This is a genomic window from Achromobacter sp. E1 (genome assembly GCF_037039475.1).
In the GTDB taxonomy this organism is placed as follows: Bacteria; Pseudomonadota; Gammaproteobacteria; order Burkholderiales; family Burkholderiaceae_B; genus Achromobacter; species Achromobacter mucicolens.
The window spans coordinates 3,923,301-3,941,659 of record NZ_CP146253.1 but is presented as its reverse complement, the minus strand read 5'-3'; the positions used below and the strand labels follow the sequence as shown (position 1 = coordinate 3,941,659).

15 protein-coding genes are annotated in these 18,359 nt (G+C 66.0%); 7 read left to right on the top strand and 8 right to left on the bottom strand.

The window, feature by feature from the left end; all coding sequences use genetic code 11:
- Positions 1-10 precede the first annotated feature (10 nt).
- The 6 genes from V6V88_RS18275 to V6V88_RS18250 are packed head-to-tail and all read right to left on the bottom strand — an operon-like array spanning position 11 to position 5,829.
- Positions 11-964, bottom strand: a complete 954-nt coding sequence (locus V6V88_RS18275; RefSeq protein ID WP_056323700.1) for a GDP-L-fucose synthase — start codon at positions 962-964, stop codon at positions 11-13.
- Between the two features lie 6 nt (positions 965-970).
- Positions 971-2,080, bottom strand: coding sequence for a GDP-mannose 4,6-dehydratase (gmd, locus tag V6V88_RS18270; RefSeq protein ID WP_056323703.1), 1,110 nt, complete (start codon positions 2,078-2,080; stop codon positions 971-973).
- A 10-nt stretch (positions 2,081-2,090) separates the two neighbouring features.
- Positions 2,091-2,453, bottom strand: a complete 363-nt coding sequence (locus tag V6V88_RS18265) for a VanZ family protein (RefSeq protein ID WP_056324604.1) — start codon at positions 2,451-2,453, stop codon at positions 2,091-2,093.
- Between the two features lie 31 nt (positions 2,454-2,484).
- On the bottom strand, positions 2,485-3,915 hold the full coding sequence (locus V6V88_RS18260) for a mannose-1-phosphate guanylyltransferase/mannose-6-phosphate isomerase (RefSeq protein ID WP_062839165.1): 1,431 nt from the start codon (positions 3,913-3,915) through the stop codon (positions 2,485-2,487).
- A 5-nt stretch (positions 3,916-3,920) separates the two neighbouring features.
- The gene (locus tag V6V88_RS18255; protein WP_056323709.1) at positions 3,921-4,373 is read right to left on the bottom strand and encodes an NUDIX domain-containing protein; all 453 of its coding nucleotides are present in this window, start codon (positions 4,371-4,373) and stop codon (positions 3,921-3,923) included.
- Positions 4,374-4,419: 46 nt separating this feature from the next.
- Complete coding sequence (locus V6V88_RS18250) at positions 4,420-5,829, bottom strand: undecaprenyl-phosphate glucose phosphotransferase (RefSeq protein ID WP_062839164.1); 1,410 nt, start codon at positions 5,827-5,829, stop codon at positions 4,420-4,422.
- Positions 5,830-6,071: 242 nt separating this feature from the next.
- Here V6V88_RS18250 and V6V88_RS18245 point away from each other — a divergent pair, with 242 nt between their 5' ends.
- The 7 genes from V6V88_RS18245 to V6V88_RS18215 all read left to right on the top strand — a co-directional run bounded on the left by V6V88_RS18245 (position 6,072) and on the right by V6V88_RS18215 (position 15,726).
- Complete coding sequence (locus V6V88_RS18245) at positions 6,072-7,208, top strand: polysaccharide biosynthesis/export family protein (RefSeq protein WP_062839163.1); 1,137 nt, start codon at positions 6,072-6,074, stop codon at positions 7,206-7,208.
- A 65-nt stretch (positions 7,209-7,273) separates the two neighbouring features.
- Positions 7,274-9,535: a GNVR domain-containing protein gene (locus V6V88_RS18240; protein ID WP_223576221.1), complete on the top strand. Its 2,262-nt coding sequence runs from the start codon at positions 7,274-7,276 to the stop codon at positions 9,533-9,535.
- Between the two features lie 21 nt (positions 9,536-9,556).
- A complete protein-coding gene (locus V6V88_RS18235; RefSeq protein ID WP_062839161.1) occupies positions 9,557-10,954 on the top strand; it encodes a phosphomannomutase/phosphoglucomutase in 1,398 nt (465 codons plus the stop codon).
- A gap of 13 nt (positions 10,955-10,967) precedes the next feature.
- The gene (pgi, locus tag V6V88_RS18230) at positions 10,968-12,635 is read left to right on the top strand and encodes a glucose-6-phosphate isomerase (protein WP_223576220.1); all 1,668 of its coding nucleotides are present in this window, start codon (positions 10,968-10,970) and stop codon (positions 12,633-12,635) included.
- A gap of 12 nt (positions 12,636-12,647) precedes the next feature.
- Positions 12,648-13,700, top strand: a complete 1,053-nt coding sequence (gene galE, locus V6V88_RS18225) for a UDP-glucose 4-epimerase GalE (RefSeq protein ID WP_056323728.1) — start codon at positions 12,648-12,650, stop codon at positions 13,698-13,700.
- A 182-nt stretch (positions 13,701-13,882) separates the two neighbouring features.
- Positions 13,883-14,830 (top strand): serine O-acetyltransferase EpsC, encoded by a 948-nt coding sequence (gene epsC, locus V6V88_RS18220; RefSeq protein ID WP_056323730.1) that lies wholly within the window; start codon positions 13,883-13,885, stop codon positions 14,828-14,830.
- Positions 14,831-14,907: 77 nt separating this feature from the next.
- Complete coding sequence (locus V6V88_RS18215) at positions 14,908-15,726, top strand: NAD-dependent protein deacetylase (protein ID WP_223576218.1); 819 nt, start codon at positions 14,908-14,910, stop codon at positions 15,724-15,726.
- 159 nt (positions 15,727-15,885) lie between these two features.
- Here V6V88_RS18215 and V6V88_RS18210 read toward each other — a convergent pair whose 3' ends face one another.
- Together V6V88_RS18210 and V6V88_RS18205 are read right to left on the bottom strand one after the other, a co-directional pair.
- Positions 15,886-16,740 (bottom strand): inositol monophosphatase family protein, encoded by an 855-nt coding sequence (locus V6V88_RS18210; RefSeq protein WP_056323738.1) that lies wholly within the window; start codon positions 16,738-16,740, stop codon positions 15,886-15,888.
- A gap of 121 nt (positions 16,741-16,861) precedes the next feature.
- Positions 16,862-18,331 carry an NAD-dependent succinate-semialdehyde dehydrogenase gene (locus tag V6V88_RS18205; RefSeq protein ID WP_223576217.1) on the bottom strand — a complete coding sequence of 490 codons (1,470 nt, stop codon included), beginning with the start codon at positions 18,329-18,331 and terminating at the stop codon, positions 16,862-16,864.
- Between the last annotated feature and the right edge of the window lie 28 nt (positions 18,332-18,359).

The following is an 18,359-nucleotide window of genomic DNA, read 5'->3' as shown; positions in this document are numbered from 1 at the left end:
GGCGCGGCCGTCAGGCGACCGGCAGCGCCTGTTGCGTGCGCTCGCGCAGGAAATGGCCATAGGCCAGCGTGATGCCGTGCGTCAGGGAGATTTCCGGCCGCCAGCCCAGCGCCTGCACGCGCGACGAGTCCATCAACTTGCGCGGCGTGCCGTCGGGCTTGGAGGTGTCGTAGACGATCTTGCCCTCGTAGCCGATCACGCGCGCCACCAGCCGCGCCAGGTCCGCAATGGAGATGTCCTGGCCGGCGCCGATGTTGTAGATGCCCTCGGCGTCCGGGTGCTCCATCAGCATGACGCTGGCCTGCGCCAGGTCGTCCACATACAGGAACTCGCGCAGCGGCGCCCCGGTGCCCCAGATCGTCACGCTTTCCGCGCCGGCCTCGCGGCCCTCGTGGAATTTGCGGATCAGGGCGGGCAGCACGTGGCTGCTGTGCAGGTCGTAGTTGTCGTGCGGGCCGTACAGGTTGGTCGGCATGGCGCAGATGAAGCGCGCGCCGAACTCGCGCTGGTAGGCCTCGCACAGCTTCAGGCCGGCGATCTTGGCGATGGCGTAGGGCTCGTTGGTGGATTCCAGCGGACCGGTCAGCAGCGCGTCCTCGCGGATGGGCTGCGGCGCCTCGCGCGGATAGATGCATGACGAACCCAGGAACAGCAGCTTGCGTACCCCGGCCGCATACGCGGCGCGGATCACGTTGCACTGGATCATCAGGTTCTTGTACAGAAAGTCCACCGGATGCGTCTGGTTGGCCAGGATGCCGCCCACCTTGGCGGCGGCCAGGTACACCACATCGACCGGCGTGGTCGAAAAGAAGCGGTGCACCTGGTTCTGGTTTTCCAGGTCCAGTTCGGCGCGGCTGCGGGTCAGCACGTTCTCGTAGCCGCGCCGGTGCAGTTCGCGGGTGATCGCCGCGCCCACCATCCCGCGGTGGCCGGCGACGAACACGCGTTGGTCCAGGTTCGTCATGGCGCGCTACTCCTTGTAGGCGTAGATTTCGTAGCCGTTCTGTTCGACCAGCGCATCGCGGCGCGCTTCCTTCAGGTCGCTCTCGACCATTTCCTTGACGAGCTGCGCGAACGAGGTGCGGGGCGTCCAGCCGAGCTTCTCACGGGCCTTGGTGGGATCGCCCAGCAGAGTTTCGACCTCGGTCGGACGGAAGTAGCGCGGATCGACGCGCACGATCACCTGGCCCGCCTTGACGTCGTGCACCGGCGAGAACAGCACGGTCGCCGTCTCTTCCAGGCCTTCGCCTTCCCATGCCAGCAGGATGCCCAGCTCGCGCGCCGCGGTGTTGATGAACTCGCGCACGCTGTATTGCATGCCGGTCGCGATGACGTAGTCCTCGGGCGTGTCCTGCTGCAGCATCAGCCACTGCATCTCGACGTAGTCGCGGGCGTGGCCCCAGTCGCGCAGCGCGGACAAGTTGCCCAGGTACAGGCATTCCTGCAGCCCCAGCACGATGCGCGCCAGGCCGCGGGTGATCTTGCGCGTCACGAACGTTTCGCCGCGCTTGGGCGATTCGTGGTTGAACAGGATGCCGTTGCAGGCGTACATGCCATACGCTTCCCGGTAGTTGACGCTGATCCAGTAGGCGTACAGCTTGGCGGCGGCGTAGGGGCTGCGCGGATAGAAGGGGGTGGTTTCCTTCTGCGGCGTTTCCTGCACCAGGCCGTAGAGCTCGGACGTGGACGCCTGGTAGAAGCGCGTCTTGTTTTCCAGCTTCAGGATGCGGATGGCTTCCAACAGGCGCAGGGTGCCCAGGCCGTCGGCGTTGGCCGTGTATTCCGGTTCCTCGAACGAGACGCCCACATGGCTTTGCGCGGCCAGGTTGTAGATCTCGTCGGGCTGCACCGACTGGACGATGCGGATGAGGCTGCACGAATCCGTCATGTCGCCGTGGTGCAGCACGAAATTACGGGGCTGGTCGTGCGGATCCTGGTACAGGTGGTCGATCCGCGCGGTATTGAACAGCGAAGCGCGCCGCTTGATGCCGTGGACCTCATAGCCCTTGGCCAGCAGAAGCTCCGCCAGATAGGCCCCGTCTTGGCCAGTTACGCCGGTAATCAGTGCCCGTTTTGGCATGGTTGTGTCCTTAAGACTTAGTGACTGCACGAAAGGAGCCGATGGCTGCGTTACCAATGTGCAAAGAGATTACTGTTGCACCAGCCGCTGAGATATCGGCCAAAAGGTCTAAGAGATCCGCCTGCCGGTAGGGAAAAAAGGATTGGATTGATTCATCCAGCGCGCCCAGCGCGGTGACCGCCAGCATGGCCACGAGCGCGGGACGCCGGTTCACCGACAGGTAGATCAGCGCGGTCAGGCAGGCGTACGCGGCCAGGTGCAGCCGCTTGTCGCCAAAGGCATCGGACATGTCCGCCGCCAGCCCAGGCAGGTTGCCCACCGTGACCAGCACGATGAAAAACAGGGCCGCCGCGGGCAGGCAAATCCTTGCCATGCCCGGGCGCCAGAAGGGAACTGAAACCGGCTCAGACACGACCGTAGATGTCCTGGAATCGGACGATGTCGTCTTCGCCGAGATAGGCGCCCGATTGCACCTCGATGATCTCCAGCGGAATCTTCCCGGGGTTCTCCAGACTGTGGATCTCGCCCAGCGGGATGTAGGTCGACTGGTTCTCGGTCAGCAGGTACTGCTTGTCGCCGTTGTAGATGCGGGCCGTACCGGACACCACGATCCAGTGCTCGGCACGGTGATGGTGCATCTGCGAGGACAAGCGCGCGCCGGGTTTCACGGTGATGCGCTTGACCTGGTAGCGCGGTCCCTGGCCAACGGAGTCGTACGACCCCCAGGGCCGCTGGACCTCGCGGTGGTGGTTGAGCTCGCTGCGGTGCTGCGCCTTGAAGACCTCGACCAGGCGCTTGACGTCCTGCGAGCGCGACTTGTGCGCCACCAGGACCGCGTCGGCGGTCTCGATGACGACGATGTCGTCCAGGCCCACCGAGGCGACCAGCCGGCTGGTCGAATGGATGAGGCAGTTGCGCGAGTCCTCCACCATGACATCGCCCGTGGTGGAGTTGCCTTCCACCGACTTCTGGGCGATGCCCCAAACGGCGTCCCACGCGCCCACGTCGCTCCAAGAGGCCGCCAGCGGGATGACCACCGCGCTGTCGGTGCGCTCCATGATGGCGTAGTCCATCGAATCGCTGGGGCAGGCCTCGAACGCCGGGCCGTCCAGGTGAAAGAGCCCGTTGTCGCCATGTCCGGTGAGCACGGCGGCCTCGGCCTGCTCCAGGATCTTGGGCGCCAGCCGCCCCAGTTCGGCCAGGAAGACCGAGGCCTGGAAGGCGAACATGCCGCTGTTCCAGTAATAGCCGCCGTCATCGATGAACCGCTGGGCGACCTCGGGCGACGGTTTCTCCACGAACCGGCGCACGCGGCGCGCGGGCGCCATGGCGCCGGGCTCGTCGGCCTGGATGTAGCCGTATCCGCTGAGCGGCGCGGTCGGCTTGATGCCGAATGTCACCAGCGCGCCCTGACGGGCGGCGTCGTACGCCTGGGCGAAGGCCGCGCTCAGCACTTCGCCATCCTCCAGCACGTGGTCCGACGGCATGATGAGCATGATCGGGTCCTCGCCGTCTTGCATCGCCCGCAGCGTGGCGGCGGCGATGGCCGGCGCGGTGTTGCGCGCGAACGGCTCCAGGATGACCTCGGCGTCCTTGATGCCCAGCTCTTCGGCCTGTTCCGCCGCAATGTAGCGGTGCGCCTCATTGCAGACCAGGATGGGACGGGCCTGCGCGCCGGCCGAGTCCAGCCGCCGCAGGGTGTTCTGCAACAGGCTGCGGTCATCGGTCAAACGGATGAACTGCTTCGGCAGCAGTTCGCGCGACAGCGGCCACAGGCGCGAGCCTGAACCGCCGCAAAGAATCACAGCCCGATACGGGGGACGGGGGTTGGTCATGGCTCTCACTCCTTGAAGTAGGCCTGGGTGTACGGATGCACGCCGGGATCGGCGGCGATCACTTCCCCGGGCAGCCAGCGGTAGCCGCTGTGCTGCGCCAGGGGAAGGCTTGCGGTATCCAGAGAAAGCTCGGCCTCGTAGGCGAGGACGACGTAGTGGGTGGAGCGACCCGCCTCACCCGCGAAATTCGTGCCATAGAAGTGCTCGTACACGCCGCGCGGCGTCCAGGCGAGATCGGGCAGCGAGAGGCCCAGCTCGTCCTGGACGATGCGGCGCAGCGCGCGCTGCAGGGATTCGTTCTTGCGTATCCGGCCGCCGGGCACGAACCACGCGCCCTGCGCAGGCGGATTGGCGCGCAGCCCGGTCAGGTAGTTGCCGGCGCCGTCGCGCAGCAGCAGGTCGATCGACACCAGCGGCAGCATCTCCACCGCCTGGCGGAAGTCCGCGCGGGCCAGCATTCCACCCCGCGGCGCCGGCGCTTCGCGCACAGGCCATCCCAACGGTTTAGTAGACATTGCGGCCCGTCCAACCCGATACCGCCGTGCGCGCGATGATCAGCAGATCCATCCGGAACGTCCAATGCTGGATGTAGTAGATGTCGTGTTCGACGCGGTCGCTCATCTTGCGCAGCGTGTCGGTCTGCCCGCGAAAGCCGTTGACCTGCGCCCAGCCGGTGATGCCCGGTTTGACGCGATGGCGCATCATGTAGCGCTGCACCAGGTCCTTGTACATTTCGTTGTGCTCCAGCGCATGCGGGCGCGGGCCCACCACCGACATGTCGCCCATCAGCACGTTCAGGAACTGCGGCAGCTCGTCCAGGCTGGTGCGCCGCAGGAAACCGCCGATGCGCGTGACGCGGCTGTCGTTGCGCGTGGCTTGCGTGACCACGCCCTGTTCCTGGTGCACGGTCATGGTGCGGAACTTGTAGACGTGGAACACCTTGCCGTCCACGCCCAGACGCGGCTGCGTGAAAAAGACCGGGCCGCGCGAGGTCAGCTTGATCAGCAAGGCCACGGTCAGCATCACGGGCGCCAGGCCAATCAGCGCGCACAGCGCAAAGCTGCGATCGAAGGCCTCCTTGGCCCAGCCGCGCACGCCGGCGGCCGGCAGACTGTTCAACTGGATGGCGGGCAGCCCCAGGAATTCGCCGATGCGATGGCCCAGCAGCTGAATGGACATGACATCGGGAATCCAGCGGATGTCCACCAGGTCGTTGCGCAGGTGATAAAGCACCTCGCGCAGCTCCTGGCCGGCTTCCATCGGCAGCACGATCCAGATTTCGCGCACGTTGTTTTCGCGCACGAAGGTGGTCAGGTTGTCCAGGTCATGCAGACGGCGGACCTGCGGCGGCAGGATCTCATGCGGTTCGGCGTAGATCCCCGATATCTGGTAGCCGGCCTCGCGGTACTTTTCGACGCGGCGCCACATGTCGTGGCCCAGCGCGCCAAAGCCCACCAGCAGCACGCGCTTCTTGTCCATGCCGCGATCGCGCGCCGCGCCCAGCACCGCATAGACGGCGATGCGCACACCGGCCAGCGCCAGCGCCGTCATGCCGAACCAGGTTGCAGCCCATAAGCGGGATATCGCGCCGGTCTGGTGCATGAGAAAACTGACGAAGATGCCCAACGCGAACACGGTGGCCCACGCAGCCAGGCTGCGCACCACCAGATCGGTCAGGAGGCGTCCGCGCCACGACACATACAGGCGAAAGGCCGGGAAGATCGCGATCGCACCCAGGCCGCAAAGGTAGATCAGGAACAGATGAATCTGCGGAGGATCCGTCAAGGCCTCTTCCGAGAATTTCAAACCGGTGGCAGTCAGGCCGCAGGTGATGACGATCGCGGCGTCGAGCAAGCGATACAGATAGCTTGCTCCGCTGAACCTTGCCGACGTGTCCGTTTGGGACGGGTCCATCGCGCACTCCTGTTCGGGGGGAAGCGCCCTGCGGCAAGCAACGACTGTGCAGTGCCGCAAAGCATGTGGCTACCGACAAAATCTTATTGAGAGCGCAACGCACCCGAAACCTCCAAACGATGTAGGAGAAGGCTTAGGGCATCCGTCGAATGTGCGGGACTAGGAAAAGCGTGTGGAATGTCGCAACCCGTTACGCATCGGGCTCCTTTCCAAGCAACGAAGTCATTCACAGTGGATTCGCCATGACTACACTTTTCGGAACGTTGAGCCGAGCCATAGCCGCTATCGCGCTCGTGTCCTCGCTGAGCGCTTGCGCCTTGTCTCCTGGCATGACGTTCAGCGCCAATCAACTCGCGGATCCGCTGGACCCGAACTCCAAGGCTGTCATCAAGGAAATCACGCCGTCGCTGGTGCTTGATGAGCAGCGCGCGCGTGAAGCGCTGCTGGACAACGAAGGCATTGGCCACCTGGTCGGCAAGCCTGGTCCCTACCTCATCGGGCCTGGAGACATCCTGTCGATCGTCGTGTGGGATCACCCGGAACTCGTGCTTCCGACGCAAACCTACGCCATCGGATCGGGGGCAACGGAATTAGCCATCGGGGATACCGCCTCGGGCATTCCGGGCTATACGGTCTCATCCACGGGATATATCCAGTTTCCGTATACGGGACTGCTGAAAGTGGCGGGGTTGACTGAACTTCAGGCGCGCAATCTCATAGTCAACAGTTCTAGCAAGTACATACAGGACCCGCAGATCACCGTACGCGTTCTGGGATTTCGCAGCAAGCGCATCTTCGTCGATGGCGAGGTAACGACGCCGGGTACGGTTGCGATCAACGATGTTCCCATGACCCTGTTGGAAGCGCTCAACAGGGCCGGAGGCATTCTGCCTACCGGCGATCGCAGTGCGGTCTACGTGATCCGCGATGGCCGTCGTACTCGCGTGAACCTTCCCGCGCTGATCGAGCGCGGCCAGGATCTGAACCAGGTCATGCTCAAGGCAGGGGACATCGTGAGAGTCACGCCGCGCGACGACAGCAAGGTGTTCGTGATGGGCGAAGTCTTCCTGCCCGGCGCCTCGGTCATGCGCGATGGCCGCATGTCGCTGACCGAAGCACTGGGCCTGGCGGGCGGGCCGAACCAGCTCACGGCCGACCCTTCGCAAATTTTCGTCGTGCGCGCCACGGAGGAGGCAAAGCCTTTGGTCTACCACTTGAACGCCGCATCGCCGCAAGCCCTTGCGGTAGGCGCGAAGTTTGAATTGCAACCCAAAGACGTCGTGTTCGTGGATACGGCCAGCCTGGTGCGGTGGAACCGCTTCATCAGCAACCTGTTCCCGAGCGCGCAAACCGTACAGACCGTCAAGTCCATCGATTAGTCCGCCTGAAAAACCCGCCTTTGGGGGCGCCGCAACCGCGGCGGCGCCCTCTCCTGGAGAGCTGCATGTCGTTGCCCATCGAATCGTTCGAGCCGTCAGTACCGGCCCGTCAGCAGGAAACCCCCTTGTCGTCCCACGTGGACGCCATTTTTTCCAACCGCTGGATGATCATTGCGATCACCCTGTTTGCATTTCTCGGCGCGCTGGCCTACGTGATGGTGACGCCGTCGGTCTATTCAGCTGACATCATCGTGCAGGTCGAGGAGGAGCTCCCGAACGGGCAGGCGCGAAGCCTGCTGGGCGATGTGTCGTCGATGTTCGACACCAAGGCGGAAACGTCCGGCGAAATGGAAGTGCTGCGTTCGCGCATGGTCGTCGGTCCCGCGGTCGACAAGTTCCTGCTCTACATCCACGCCAAGCCGCGCTATTTCCCCGTGGTGGGCGAGTGGCTTGCGCAGCGCTATGAAAGCCTGCCGTATCCGTCCGGCTTGCCGCGCGGCGGCTATGCGTGGGGCGGCGAGACCATCGCGATCTCGCAGTTGGACGTGCCCAACGAATGGCTGGGCAAGCCGTTTCGCCTGACTACGCTGGGCGAAGGCCGCTACACGCTCAGCGACAAGCTGACCGGCGCAACGTTCACCGGCACGGTGGGCAAGCCCGAACGTTTCCTGCTGCCGGGCGGCGGCGCCATGGACGTGCATGTCGACGCGTTGTCAGGCCGTCCCGGCACCGAGTTCACGGTGTCGCGCAGCTCGCGCCTGGCGGCCATCGAGAACGTGCAGTCGCACATGGGCATCTTTGAACGCGGCCGCGCCTCGGGCGTGATCGGCGTCACGCTGGAGGGCAACGATCCGGCGCTGACGACCGCGGTGCTGAACCAGATCGGCCAGGAATACGTGCAGCAGAACGTGAACCGCAAGTCGGCGCAGGCCGAGAAGTCGCTGGTGTTCCTGGAGCAGCAGCTGCCGCAACTGAAGGCCGAGCTCGACGCCGCGGAAACCAAGTACAACCAGTTGCGCAACAAGCGCGGCACGATCGACCTGAGCGAGGAAGCCAAGCTGATCCTCGCGCAGTCGGTGGACGCGCAGACCCGCGTGATGGAACTGCGGCAGAAGCGCCAGGAACTGATCACGCGCTTTGCGCCGACGCACCCGAGCATCGTGGGCATCGACCGTCAGATCGCGTCCTTGACGGGCGACGTCAACCGCCTGGGCAACAACATCAAGCAGCTGCCCGATCTGGAACAGGACGTGGTGCGCCTGGTGCGTGACGTGCGCGTCAACACCGAGCTGTACACGGCGCTGCTCAACAACACGCAACAGCTCAAGCTGATCCGCGCCGGCAAGGTGGGCAACGTGCGCATCCTGGATGCGGCCGTGCAGCCCGACAAGCCGGTGCGTCCGAAGGCCGCGATCATCATTGGCGTGGCCACCGCGGCCGGCATGATCTTCGCCATCCTGTGCGCGTTCGTGCGCAACGCCCTGTTTGGCGGCCTGTCCGAGCCGGAAGACGTCGAGCGCCATACCGGCCTGCCGGTGCTGGCGGCCATTCCGTACAGCGACGTGCAGGACAAGCTCTGGCGCCGAAGCCGGCGCAAGAACGCCACCGTGCCCGCGCTGCTGGCCCAAAGCCAGGGCAACTCGCCACCCATCGAAAGCCTGCGGTCGTTCCGCAACGTGCTGCAGGCCTCGCTGCGCCAGTCGGCCAACAACATGGTCATGTTCACGGGGCCGGTGGCGGGCGTGGGTAAATCCTTCCTGTCTGCAAATTTTGCCTTCATCCAGGGCGGCGTCGGCAAGCGCGTGCTGCTGATCGATGCCGACTTCCGCAAGGGCCAGCTCAACCGGTACTTCGGCGTGCCCAAGGAAGATGGCCTGTTCGAAGTGCTGACCGGCACGATCCCGCTCAGCCGCGTCAGAAAGCACAGCGTGTCCGAAGGCGTGGACTTCATCGCGACGGGCGCCGTCACCTTCGATCCGTCCGAGCTGCTGGCTTCGCCCGTCTTCGGCGAAACCCTGCGGGAACTGGCCACGCAGTACGACATGGTGATCCTGGACACGGCGCCCGTGCTGTCCTCGCCCGACGCGGCCGTGGTCGGCACCCACGCCGCGGCCGTCATGGTGGTGGTGCGGTCCGGCATGAACACAGTGGGCGAGATCCGCGAGACGGCCAAGCGCCTGATCCAGGCCGGCGCCCCGGTGGACGGCGTGCTCTTCAATGGCTTGAAGCTGATGCCGGAACGCTTTGGCTTCCGGTCCAAGTACGGTGGTTATCGCTACTCCCGTGCGGCGTACTACGGTGATTTCAAACACAACGGTCCCAAGTGAACGCCACCCGGAGAATCTGGCATGCACGGAACTTTTGGCTGGGACACGCCGCAGATTCTGGATGCGGTTTTCAAGGCCTACGACATACGGGGAACAGTACCGGACGAATTGGATGCAAGGTTTGCCCATAGCCTGGGGATGGCGGTGGGCGCCAAGGCCCACGAGCAGGGGGTGCGGTCGATCGTGGTGGGCCGCGATGGCAGGCTGAGCAGCGTCGAACTGTCCGCGGCGCTGCAGGCGGGGCTGCGTTCGGCGGGCATGCACGTCATCGATATCGGCATGGCGACCACGCCGATGGTGTATTTCACGACCCGGCTGATGGACACCGGCACCGGCATTGCGGTGACGGGCAGCCATAACCCGCCCACGCACAACGGCTTCAAGATCGTGATGGAGGGCGGTTCGTTGTACGGCGACGGCCTGACGGCGCTGCGCGATGCGATGCGCCAGCCGATCGATTCGGCGCCGGTGCCGGGCGGGCGCACGCAGATGCAGATCACACCCTGCTATGCGGCGCGCCTGGTGGGCGACATCCGCATGGCGCGGCCCATGAAGATCGCCATTGATTGCGGCAGCGGGGTGGCGGGCGCGGTGGCGCCGGGGCTCTTTCGGGCGCTTGGCTGCGAGGTCACCGAACTGTTCTGCGAAGTGGACGGCTCTTTTCCGGGGCATCACCCGGATCCGGCCGACCCCCACAACCTGCAGGACCTGATCTATTGCCTGCGCTATTCGGATTGCGAGGTGGGTCTGGCGTTCGACGGCGACGGCGACCGGCTGGGCGTGGTCACAAAATCGGGACAGATCATCTGGCCGGATCGCCAACTGATCCTGTTTGCCCGTGACGTGCTGGCGCGCAACCCGGGCGCCGAGGTGATCTACGACGTGAAATGCAGCCGCCATGTGGCCCGCGCCATCACCGAGGCGGGCGGCAAGGCGACCATGTGGAAGACAGGGCATTCCCTGATAAAGGCCAAGATGCGCGAGTCGGGAGCGCTACTTGCTGGAGAGATGAGCGGCCACATTTTCTTCAAGGAGCGCTGGTATGGCTTTGACGACGGTATCTACGCCGCCGCCCGCCTGCTGGAAATCCTCTCGTCGGCGCCGGACCCCTCGGCTTTGCTGGAAAGCTTGCCGCAGTCCTGCGCCACCCCCGAATTGAAACTGGAGACCACGGAAGGCGTCGAGCTTGTTCAGGCGCTGCGCGACCAAGGGGAATTCCCCGGCGCAGTGTCGATCAACGAGCTCGACGGGATCCGTGTGGATTACGCGGATGGCTTCGGCCTTGCGCGACCGTCCAACACCACGCCAACGGTGGTACTCCGGTTCGAAGGAGACAACGTGGCCGCGCTGGCTCGTATCGAGGAGGACTTTCGCAAGGCGTTCAAGCGCATTGCACCTCACATTCGTTTACCGTTCTAAGGAGCATCACGCGATGGGAAAGGCTCAACAGGCGATTGAGGCGTTAAGGGCAGACTCCGGACTGGCAAACAGCCCCGAGTGGATGGCTTTCGCGCAGGCTGCGCAGAACGCCGAACTGGACGCCAGTGCGCTCAAGGTGATCGAGGCGGCAGGCTTGTGCGTGGACCTGACCATGCAACGCCAGTCGCCGTCGCTGGACGGCGCCGGCATGGGGCTGCTGCAGGCGCGCGGACTGGAAGAGGCGCGCCGCGCGCTGTTTGCCGGGGAACCGGTCAACTGGACTGAAAACCGCGCGGCATGGCATACCGCGCTGCGCGCCGGACGCACGCGCGAACAGCCCGAAGGGCAGGACGCGGATTCCGTCTGCGAGTATTCGCGCATGACCGACTTTGTGCGGCGCGTGGACCAGACGGCGGATTTCTCCACCGTCCTGCACATCGGCATCGGCGGAAGCGACTGGGGCCCGCGCCTGGCGGTGCAGGCCTTCGGCGGACCGCTGCAGCGCCGGCAGATCCGCTTTGTCTCCAACATCTGCGGCCATGCGTTCCATGACGCCGTGGCCGGGCTGGACCCGCGCCGCACGCTGGTGGTGGTGTCGTCCAAATCCTTCACCACGACGGAAACGCTGCACAATGCCCGCGCCGCCATTGCATGGCTCAAGCAGGGCGGGGTGGCCGACGTGTCCGATCATCTGGCAGCCGTCACCGCCAATGCGCCGGCCGCGCGCGCGCTGGGCGTGCCGTCCAGCCAGGTCTTCAAGATGTGCGACTGGGTGGGCGGGCGTTATTCCGTCTGGTCGGTGGCCGGCCTGTCCATCGCGCTGACGGTGGGCGTGGACGTGCTGATCGGCATGCGCGCGGGCGCCGAGGCGATGGACCAGCATTTCCTGCAGACGCCGTTCGCGGCCAACGCGCCGGTGCAACTGGCGCTGGCCGGGCTGGTCAATTGCAGCGTGCTGGGATTCAACTCGTTGAACGTCGCGGCCTATAGCGGGCGCCTCTTGCACCTGGTGACCTACCTGCAGCAGCTGGAGATGGAATCGCTGGGCAAGCGGGTCGCGGGCGATGGCGCGGCAGTCGGCGTGCCGACGGCGCCCATCATCTGGGGCATGCCGGGCACCGACGGCCAGCACACGTTCTTCCAGTGGCTGCATCAAAGCGAGGAAGGCGCGCCGGTCGACTTCATCGCCAGCCTGCAAGGGCACGCCGACAGCCCCGATGCGCATCGCATGCTGCTGGCCAACTGCCTCGCGCAGCGCCAGGCGCTGTTGCGCGGCAAGAGCCTGGAGCAGGCGATGCTGGACGTGGCGCACATCGACAACCAGGAGCGCGCGCTGACGTTGGCGCAGCACATGGTGCATCCGGGCGGCCGGCCGTCGACGCTGATCGTCCTGCGCCAGCTCGATCCGCGCAGCCTGGGCGCGCTGCTGGCCCTGTACGAGCACAAGGTGTTCGTGCAGAGCGTGGTCTGGGGCATCAACCCCTTCGACCAGTACGGCGTGGAACTGGGCAAGCGGCTTGCCAGCGGCATCGAGCGCGAGCTGGCGGTGCCGGTGTCGGCGGGCGTGGTCGACTGGGGCCATGATGCCTCCACGTCGTACTGGATCGACCGCTACCGCAGCCATGCGCAGGCCCCGCGTCCCCGCCATGCTTGGGTGCCGGGCATGGCGGCCCATCTCTGACGGAGCATCGACATGCCGGACACGCACGTGCTGGTGACGGGCGGCGCAGGGTATATCGGCACCCACACGCTGGTGGCGATGATCGCCGCCGGCCTGCGGCCGCTGGTGCTGGACAACTTCAGCAACGGCAGCCGCGAGGCTGTGCGCCGCGTGGAGCAGCTTTGCGGCACGCCGATCCCGCTGGTCGAAGGCGACATCCGATCGCCCGGGCTGGTGGCCGGCGTGCTGGCGCAGGCGGCGGCACGCGGCATGCCGGTGCAGTCGGTGCTGCACCTGGCCGGCTGCAAGGCGGTGGGCGAATCGGTGGCAAACCCGCTCAAGTATTACGACAACAACGTGCAGGGTTCGCTCGTCCTCTTGCGCACCATGCGTGAGGCGGGCGTGTCGCGGCTGGTGTTCAGCTCGTCGGCCACGGTGTATGGCGAACCGCAATACCTGCCGTTCACCGAGGCCCATCCGCTGGCGCCGGCCAATCCCTATGGCCGCACCAAGCTGATGGTCGAGGAAATGCTGAAGGACGTATGCGTGGCCGATCCCGCGTTCAGCGCCGTCACGCTGCGTTACTTCAATCCCATCGGCGCGCATCCCAGCGGATTGATCGGTGAGAGCCCGCGCGACCTGCCCAACAATCTCTTTCCGTTCATCACGCAGGTGGCGGTGGGGCGCCAGCCGTTTCTGCGCGTGTTCGGCGACGACTACGACACGCCCGACGGCACCGGCGTGCGAGATTACCTGCACGTCATGGATCTGGCGCGTGGCCATGTGCAGGCGCTGACCTATGCGGAAACCCATCCCGGGTTCGTGGCGGTAAACCTGGGAACGGGGCAGGGCACCAGCGTGATGGAACTGGTGCACGCGTTCGAGCGCGTCAATGGCTGCAAGATTCCGCTGCGCGTCCTGCCGCGGCGGCCGGGCGATGTCGAGCGAATGTGGGCCGATCCGGCGCTGGCGGCGTCGCTGTTGGGCTGGTCCAGCACGCACGGGGTGGACGCCATGTGCGCGGACGGGTGGCGCTGGCAGCAGGGCAATCCGCAGGGCTACGAGGTCGAGCCGGCAACGGCATAACCCCAACGCCATATCGGATGACTTTCGGCCTGCGCGCCAGAGCGGTTACAGTTGACGGAATTATTGCGAAGCAGCATTGCCCGGCGCTCTGCCCCGGGGGCTTCGCACTGTCAGCGAGGCAAACCCATGTTCGTTATCCATCCGACTGCCGGAACCGCCGGCTCCCTGTCCGGAGCCCGGCAATGAGCGGCCCCACCCATTTCCCCACCGCGCACTGGAACCTGGACGGCATCGTGTCCGGCCTGCGCGAGGCCCGCGTCGCCTGGCGCGGCCCGCGCGGCCGCCTGCGCGACGATGCCGGCCTGCGCGAGTTCCCTTCTCAAGAGAGCCTGCGCCAGATCGTCAAGGATCTCTGTGGCGCCTTGTTCCCGATGCGCCTGGGGCCCATCGACCTGCGCGAGGAAGTCGAGGACTTCTACGTCGGTCACACCATTGGCGCCGCGCTCGATGCGCTGCTGCATCAGGTCTGTCTGGAACTGCAATACGAAGGCCGTCATGACCCGGCCCTGCAGGCGGACACGCAACAGCGTGCCACGGAGATCGTGCGCCAGTTCGGCGCCCAGCTGCCGGCCGTGCGCGCCGCGCTCGACCTGGATGTGATGGCCGCCTATCAGGGCGACCCGGCCGCGCACAACGTGGACGAAGTGCTGCTGTGCTATCCGGGCGTGGCGGCAATGATCCATCACCGTCTTGCCAATGTCCTGTATCGCCTGGGCGTGCCGATGCTGGCGCGCATCGTCGCCGAGATCGCCCACGCCGACACCGGCATCGACATCCATCCGGGCGCGACCATCGGCCGCAGCTTTTTCATCGACCACGGCACGGGCGTCGTGATTGGCGAAACCGCCATCATCGGCGACCGCGTGCGGCTCTATCAGATGGTCACGCTGGGCGCCAAGCGCTTCCCGCCCGGCGAAAACGGTGAACTCAAGAAGGGCCTGGCGCGCCACCCGCTGATCGAGGACGATGTCGTGATCTACGCGGGCGCCACGATCCTGGGCCGCGTGACGATCGGCAAGGGGTCGACCATTGGCGGCAATGTCTGGCTCACGCGCAGTGTGCCGCCGGGCAGCAATGTGACGCAGGCCAGCCTGGTCAGCGACATGCCCGATTGCGGGCTGGGCGGCTGAAGGGGCGCGGCCCGCGCGGCGCCATCTGCGGAGCGCGGGTGCGGCAATCGCGGGTGCGTCAATTCGAGGAGCGAGGATTGGATACAGCAGTTCCGGAGCTGGCCGCGCTGCGCGGCTTCATCGACCGCCATCCGCGGCTCTTCGTCCTGACCGGGGCCGGTGTCAGCACCGACTCGGGCATCCCTGACTATCGCGACACCGAAGGCGAATGGAAGCGCCAGCCGCCCATGACGCTGCAGATGTTCATGGGCGGCGAACTGGCCCGCGCGCGCTATTGGGCGCGCAGCATGGTGGGCTGGCGCCGCTTCGGGCACGTGCGGCCCAACGCGTCGCATCTGGCGCTGGCGCGTCTGCAGGCGCGCGGCAACGTCGACATCCTGGTGACCCAGAACGTGGACGGCCTGCACGAGGCCGCGGGCAGCCGCGATGTCGTGGACCTGCACGGCCGCCTGGACGCCGTGCGCTGCATGACCTGCGACTGGCGGGGCGGCCGCCACGACTGGCAGGAAAAGCTGCACGCGCTGAATCCGGGCTGGATGCAGCTGGAGGCCAGCGATGCGCCCGACGGCGACGCCGACCTGGACGGCCACGACTTCTCGCGGTTCGCGGTGCCGCCCTGTCCGCGCTGCGGCGGCATCGTCAAGCCCGACGTGGTGTTCTTTGGCGAGACGGTCCCCCGCGAGCGCGTGGAGCGCGCCAATGCGGGTCTTGAAAGCGCCGATGCGGTGCTGGTGGTGGGCTCGTCCCTGATGGTGTATTCGGGCTATCGCTTCGTCACCGCCGCGTCGCGTGGCGGCTTGCCCATCGCCGCCATCAATCTGGGACGCACCCGCGCCGACAGCCTGCTGACCCTGAAAGTGGAACTGCCCTGCGCGGTGGCGCTGGAAGCGCTTTAAGAAGAAGCGGGTCGGCCGGTTTTTGAGCGGTCTAAGCAAGTGCTTGCCCGGCAACGCTTTTTTCGGCCGGTTACAGACCTTTCCATAGGGTTGTCCACAGGAACTGGGGATAACTCCTAGGGATAACCCCAGTTTTTCGGGGTGGTTTCAAGCGCGCTGTCAAGTCTCGATGGATTCCAATGCGTCCCCCAGCAGCGCCTTGCGCGCCGCATGCCAGCTTCCGGCGTCAGGGGCGTACAGCAATCCGCCCGTGCGGTGGGTGGGCTTGTAGGGCGAGCCGTCGAAATGCGCCGCATAGCCGCCCGCTTCCCGATGCAGCAGCCAGCCGGCAGCGTGATCCCACGCGGTCAGCTGGTTGTACAGCGCCACATGGCAATGGCCCGCGGCAAGCATGCGGTATTCGTGCGCGGCGCAGCGCAGAGAGGCCGTGCTGCCCAGCTGCGAGAGGTTGCCATTGACGGTGGTGCGCAGCGGCTCGGGCAGGGCGCCGGTGGAGATCATGCCGTCCATGTCATGCGGGGGCGCGGGGCTGGCAACCGCCAGCGGCGCCCGCTTGCCGTTTTCGAATTCCAGCCAGGCGCCTTCGCCGCGCACCGCCAGCGCGCTGTCGCGGCTGACCGGGTCGTAGATCACGCCCGCGATCACGTCGCCGCGATGGCAGGCCGCGATCATCATGCCGAACAGCGGCAGGCCCGCGACGTAGTTGCGCGTGCCGTCGATGGGGTCGATGAGGAATGCGAGGTCGGCGTCGACCAGCATGTTCAAGAGGGCGGGATTGCGCGCCGAGGCTTCTTCGCCGATCAGCACGGCGCCGGGATGCAGCTTGGCCAGGCGCGCGGCGATCAGGCGTTCGGCGGCCTCGTCGGCGTCGGTGACCAGATCGCGCGGGGAGGTCTTGCCGCGCACGGCGCCTTCGGGCAGGTTGCGAAACCGCGGCATGACTTCCGCCTGCGCGGTTTCCGCCAGGATGGCCGCCAGCCTGCGGGTGTCCTCAAGGGTGAAGGTTCTGCTCATACGGACTCTTCCAGGGAACGCGCAAATCTAACACGCCTGGATGGTATCGGAATGAACACGGCGCGCACATCGGCCACGCGGTCGACAGGCGCGCGCGGCGGGCCGCCGCGCGCGCCTGGTTTCATGCGCCGAGGTCGACGCAGAGGTACTTGATCTCCAGGTACTCTTCGATGCCGTACTTGGAGCCTTCGCGGCCCAGGCCCGACTGCTTGACGCCGCCGAACGGGCCGACCTCGTTGGAGATGAGGCCGGTGTTGATGCCGACGATGCCGTACTCCAGCGCTTCGGACACGCGCCAGATGCGGGCGTAGTCGCGCGTGAAGAAGTACGCGGCCAGGCCGAAGATGGTGTCGTTGGCCATGCCGATGACTTCGTCCTCGGACTCGAAGCGGAACAGCGGCGCGACCGGGCCGAAGGTTTCCTCGCTGGCAAAGCGCATCGATTGCGTCACGTCTCGCACCACGGTGGGTTCGAAGAACGTGCCGCCCTTCGCGTGCGGCTTGCCGCCCGCGATGACCTTGGCGCCGTGCGAGGTGGCGTCGGCGATGTGCTCCTGCACCTTCTCGACCGCGTTGCGGTCGATCAGCGGACCCTGCGTCACGCCGTCTTCAAAGCCGTCGCCCACCTTCATGGCGTTGACCTTGTCGACCAGGCGCTTGGCGACTTCCTCGTACACGCCGGCCTGCACGTAGATGCGGTTGGCGCACACGCAGGTCTGGCCGGCATTGCGGTACTTCGAGGCCAGAATGCCGTCGACCGCACGGTCCAGGTCGGCGTCGTCGAACACGATGAAGGGCGCGTTGCCGCCCAGTTCGAGCGACAGCTTCTTGATGGTGGGCGCGCATTGCTCCATCAGCGTGCGGCCCACTTCAGTCGAGCCGGTGAAGCTCAGCTTGCGCACCACGTCGCTTTCGCACAGGGCCGCGCCGATGTCGCGCGAGCTGCCGGTGATGACGTGAAAGACGCCGGCCGGCACGCCGGCTTCTTCGGCCAGCACGGCCAGCGCCAGCGCGGTCAGCGGCGTCTGCTGGGCGGGCTTGACGATCATGGTGCAGCCGGCGGCCAGGGCCGGGCCGGCCTTGCGGGTGATCATCGCAGCGGGGAAGTTCCAGGGCGTGATCGCGGCGGTGACGCCGATGGGCTGCTTGAGCGCCATCAGGCGTTGGCCGGCCTTGGGGCTTTGCAGGATGTCGCCGTCGACGCGCTTGGCTTCCTCGGCAAACCACTCCAGGAACGAGGCCGCGTAGGCGATTTCGCCGGCGGCCTCGGTGACGGGCTTGCCTTGTTCGGACGTCATGATGGCAGCCAGGTCCTTCTGGTTCTGCATCATCAGCTGCGCCCACTTCAAGAGGATCGCGGCGCGTTCCTTGCCGGTCTTGGCGGCCCAGGCGGGCAGGGCGGCCTGGGCGCTGGCGATGGCCTGTTCGGTTTCCTTGCGGCCCAGCTTGGGCACCGACACGATGGTCTTGCCGGTGGACGGATTGTCGACGGGGATCGATGCGCCTTCGCCGGCGCCAACCCACTTGCCGTTGATGTAGCAGGCGTCGCGCAGCAGGTCGGGGCGGGCGAGGGGATGGGACAGTGCTGTCATTTGGGAGTCTCCTTGATGGGTGCGGCGG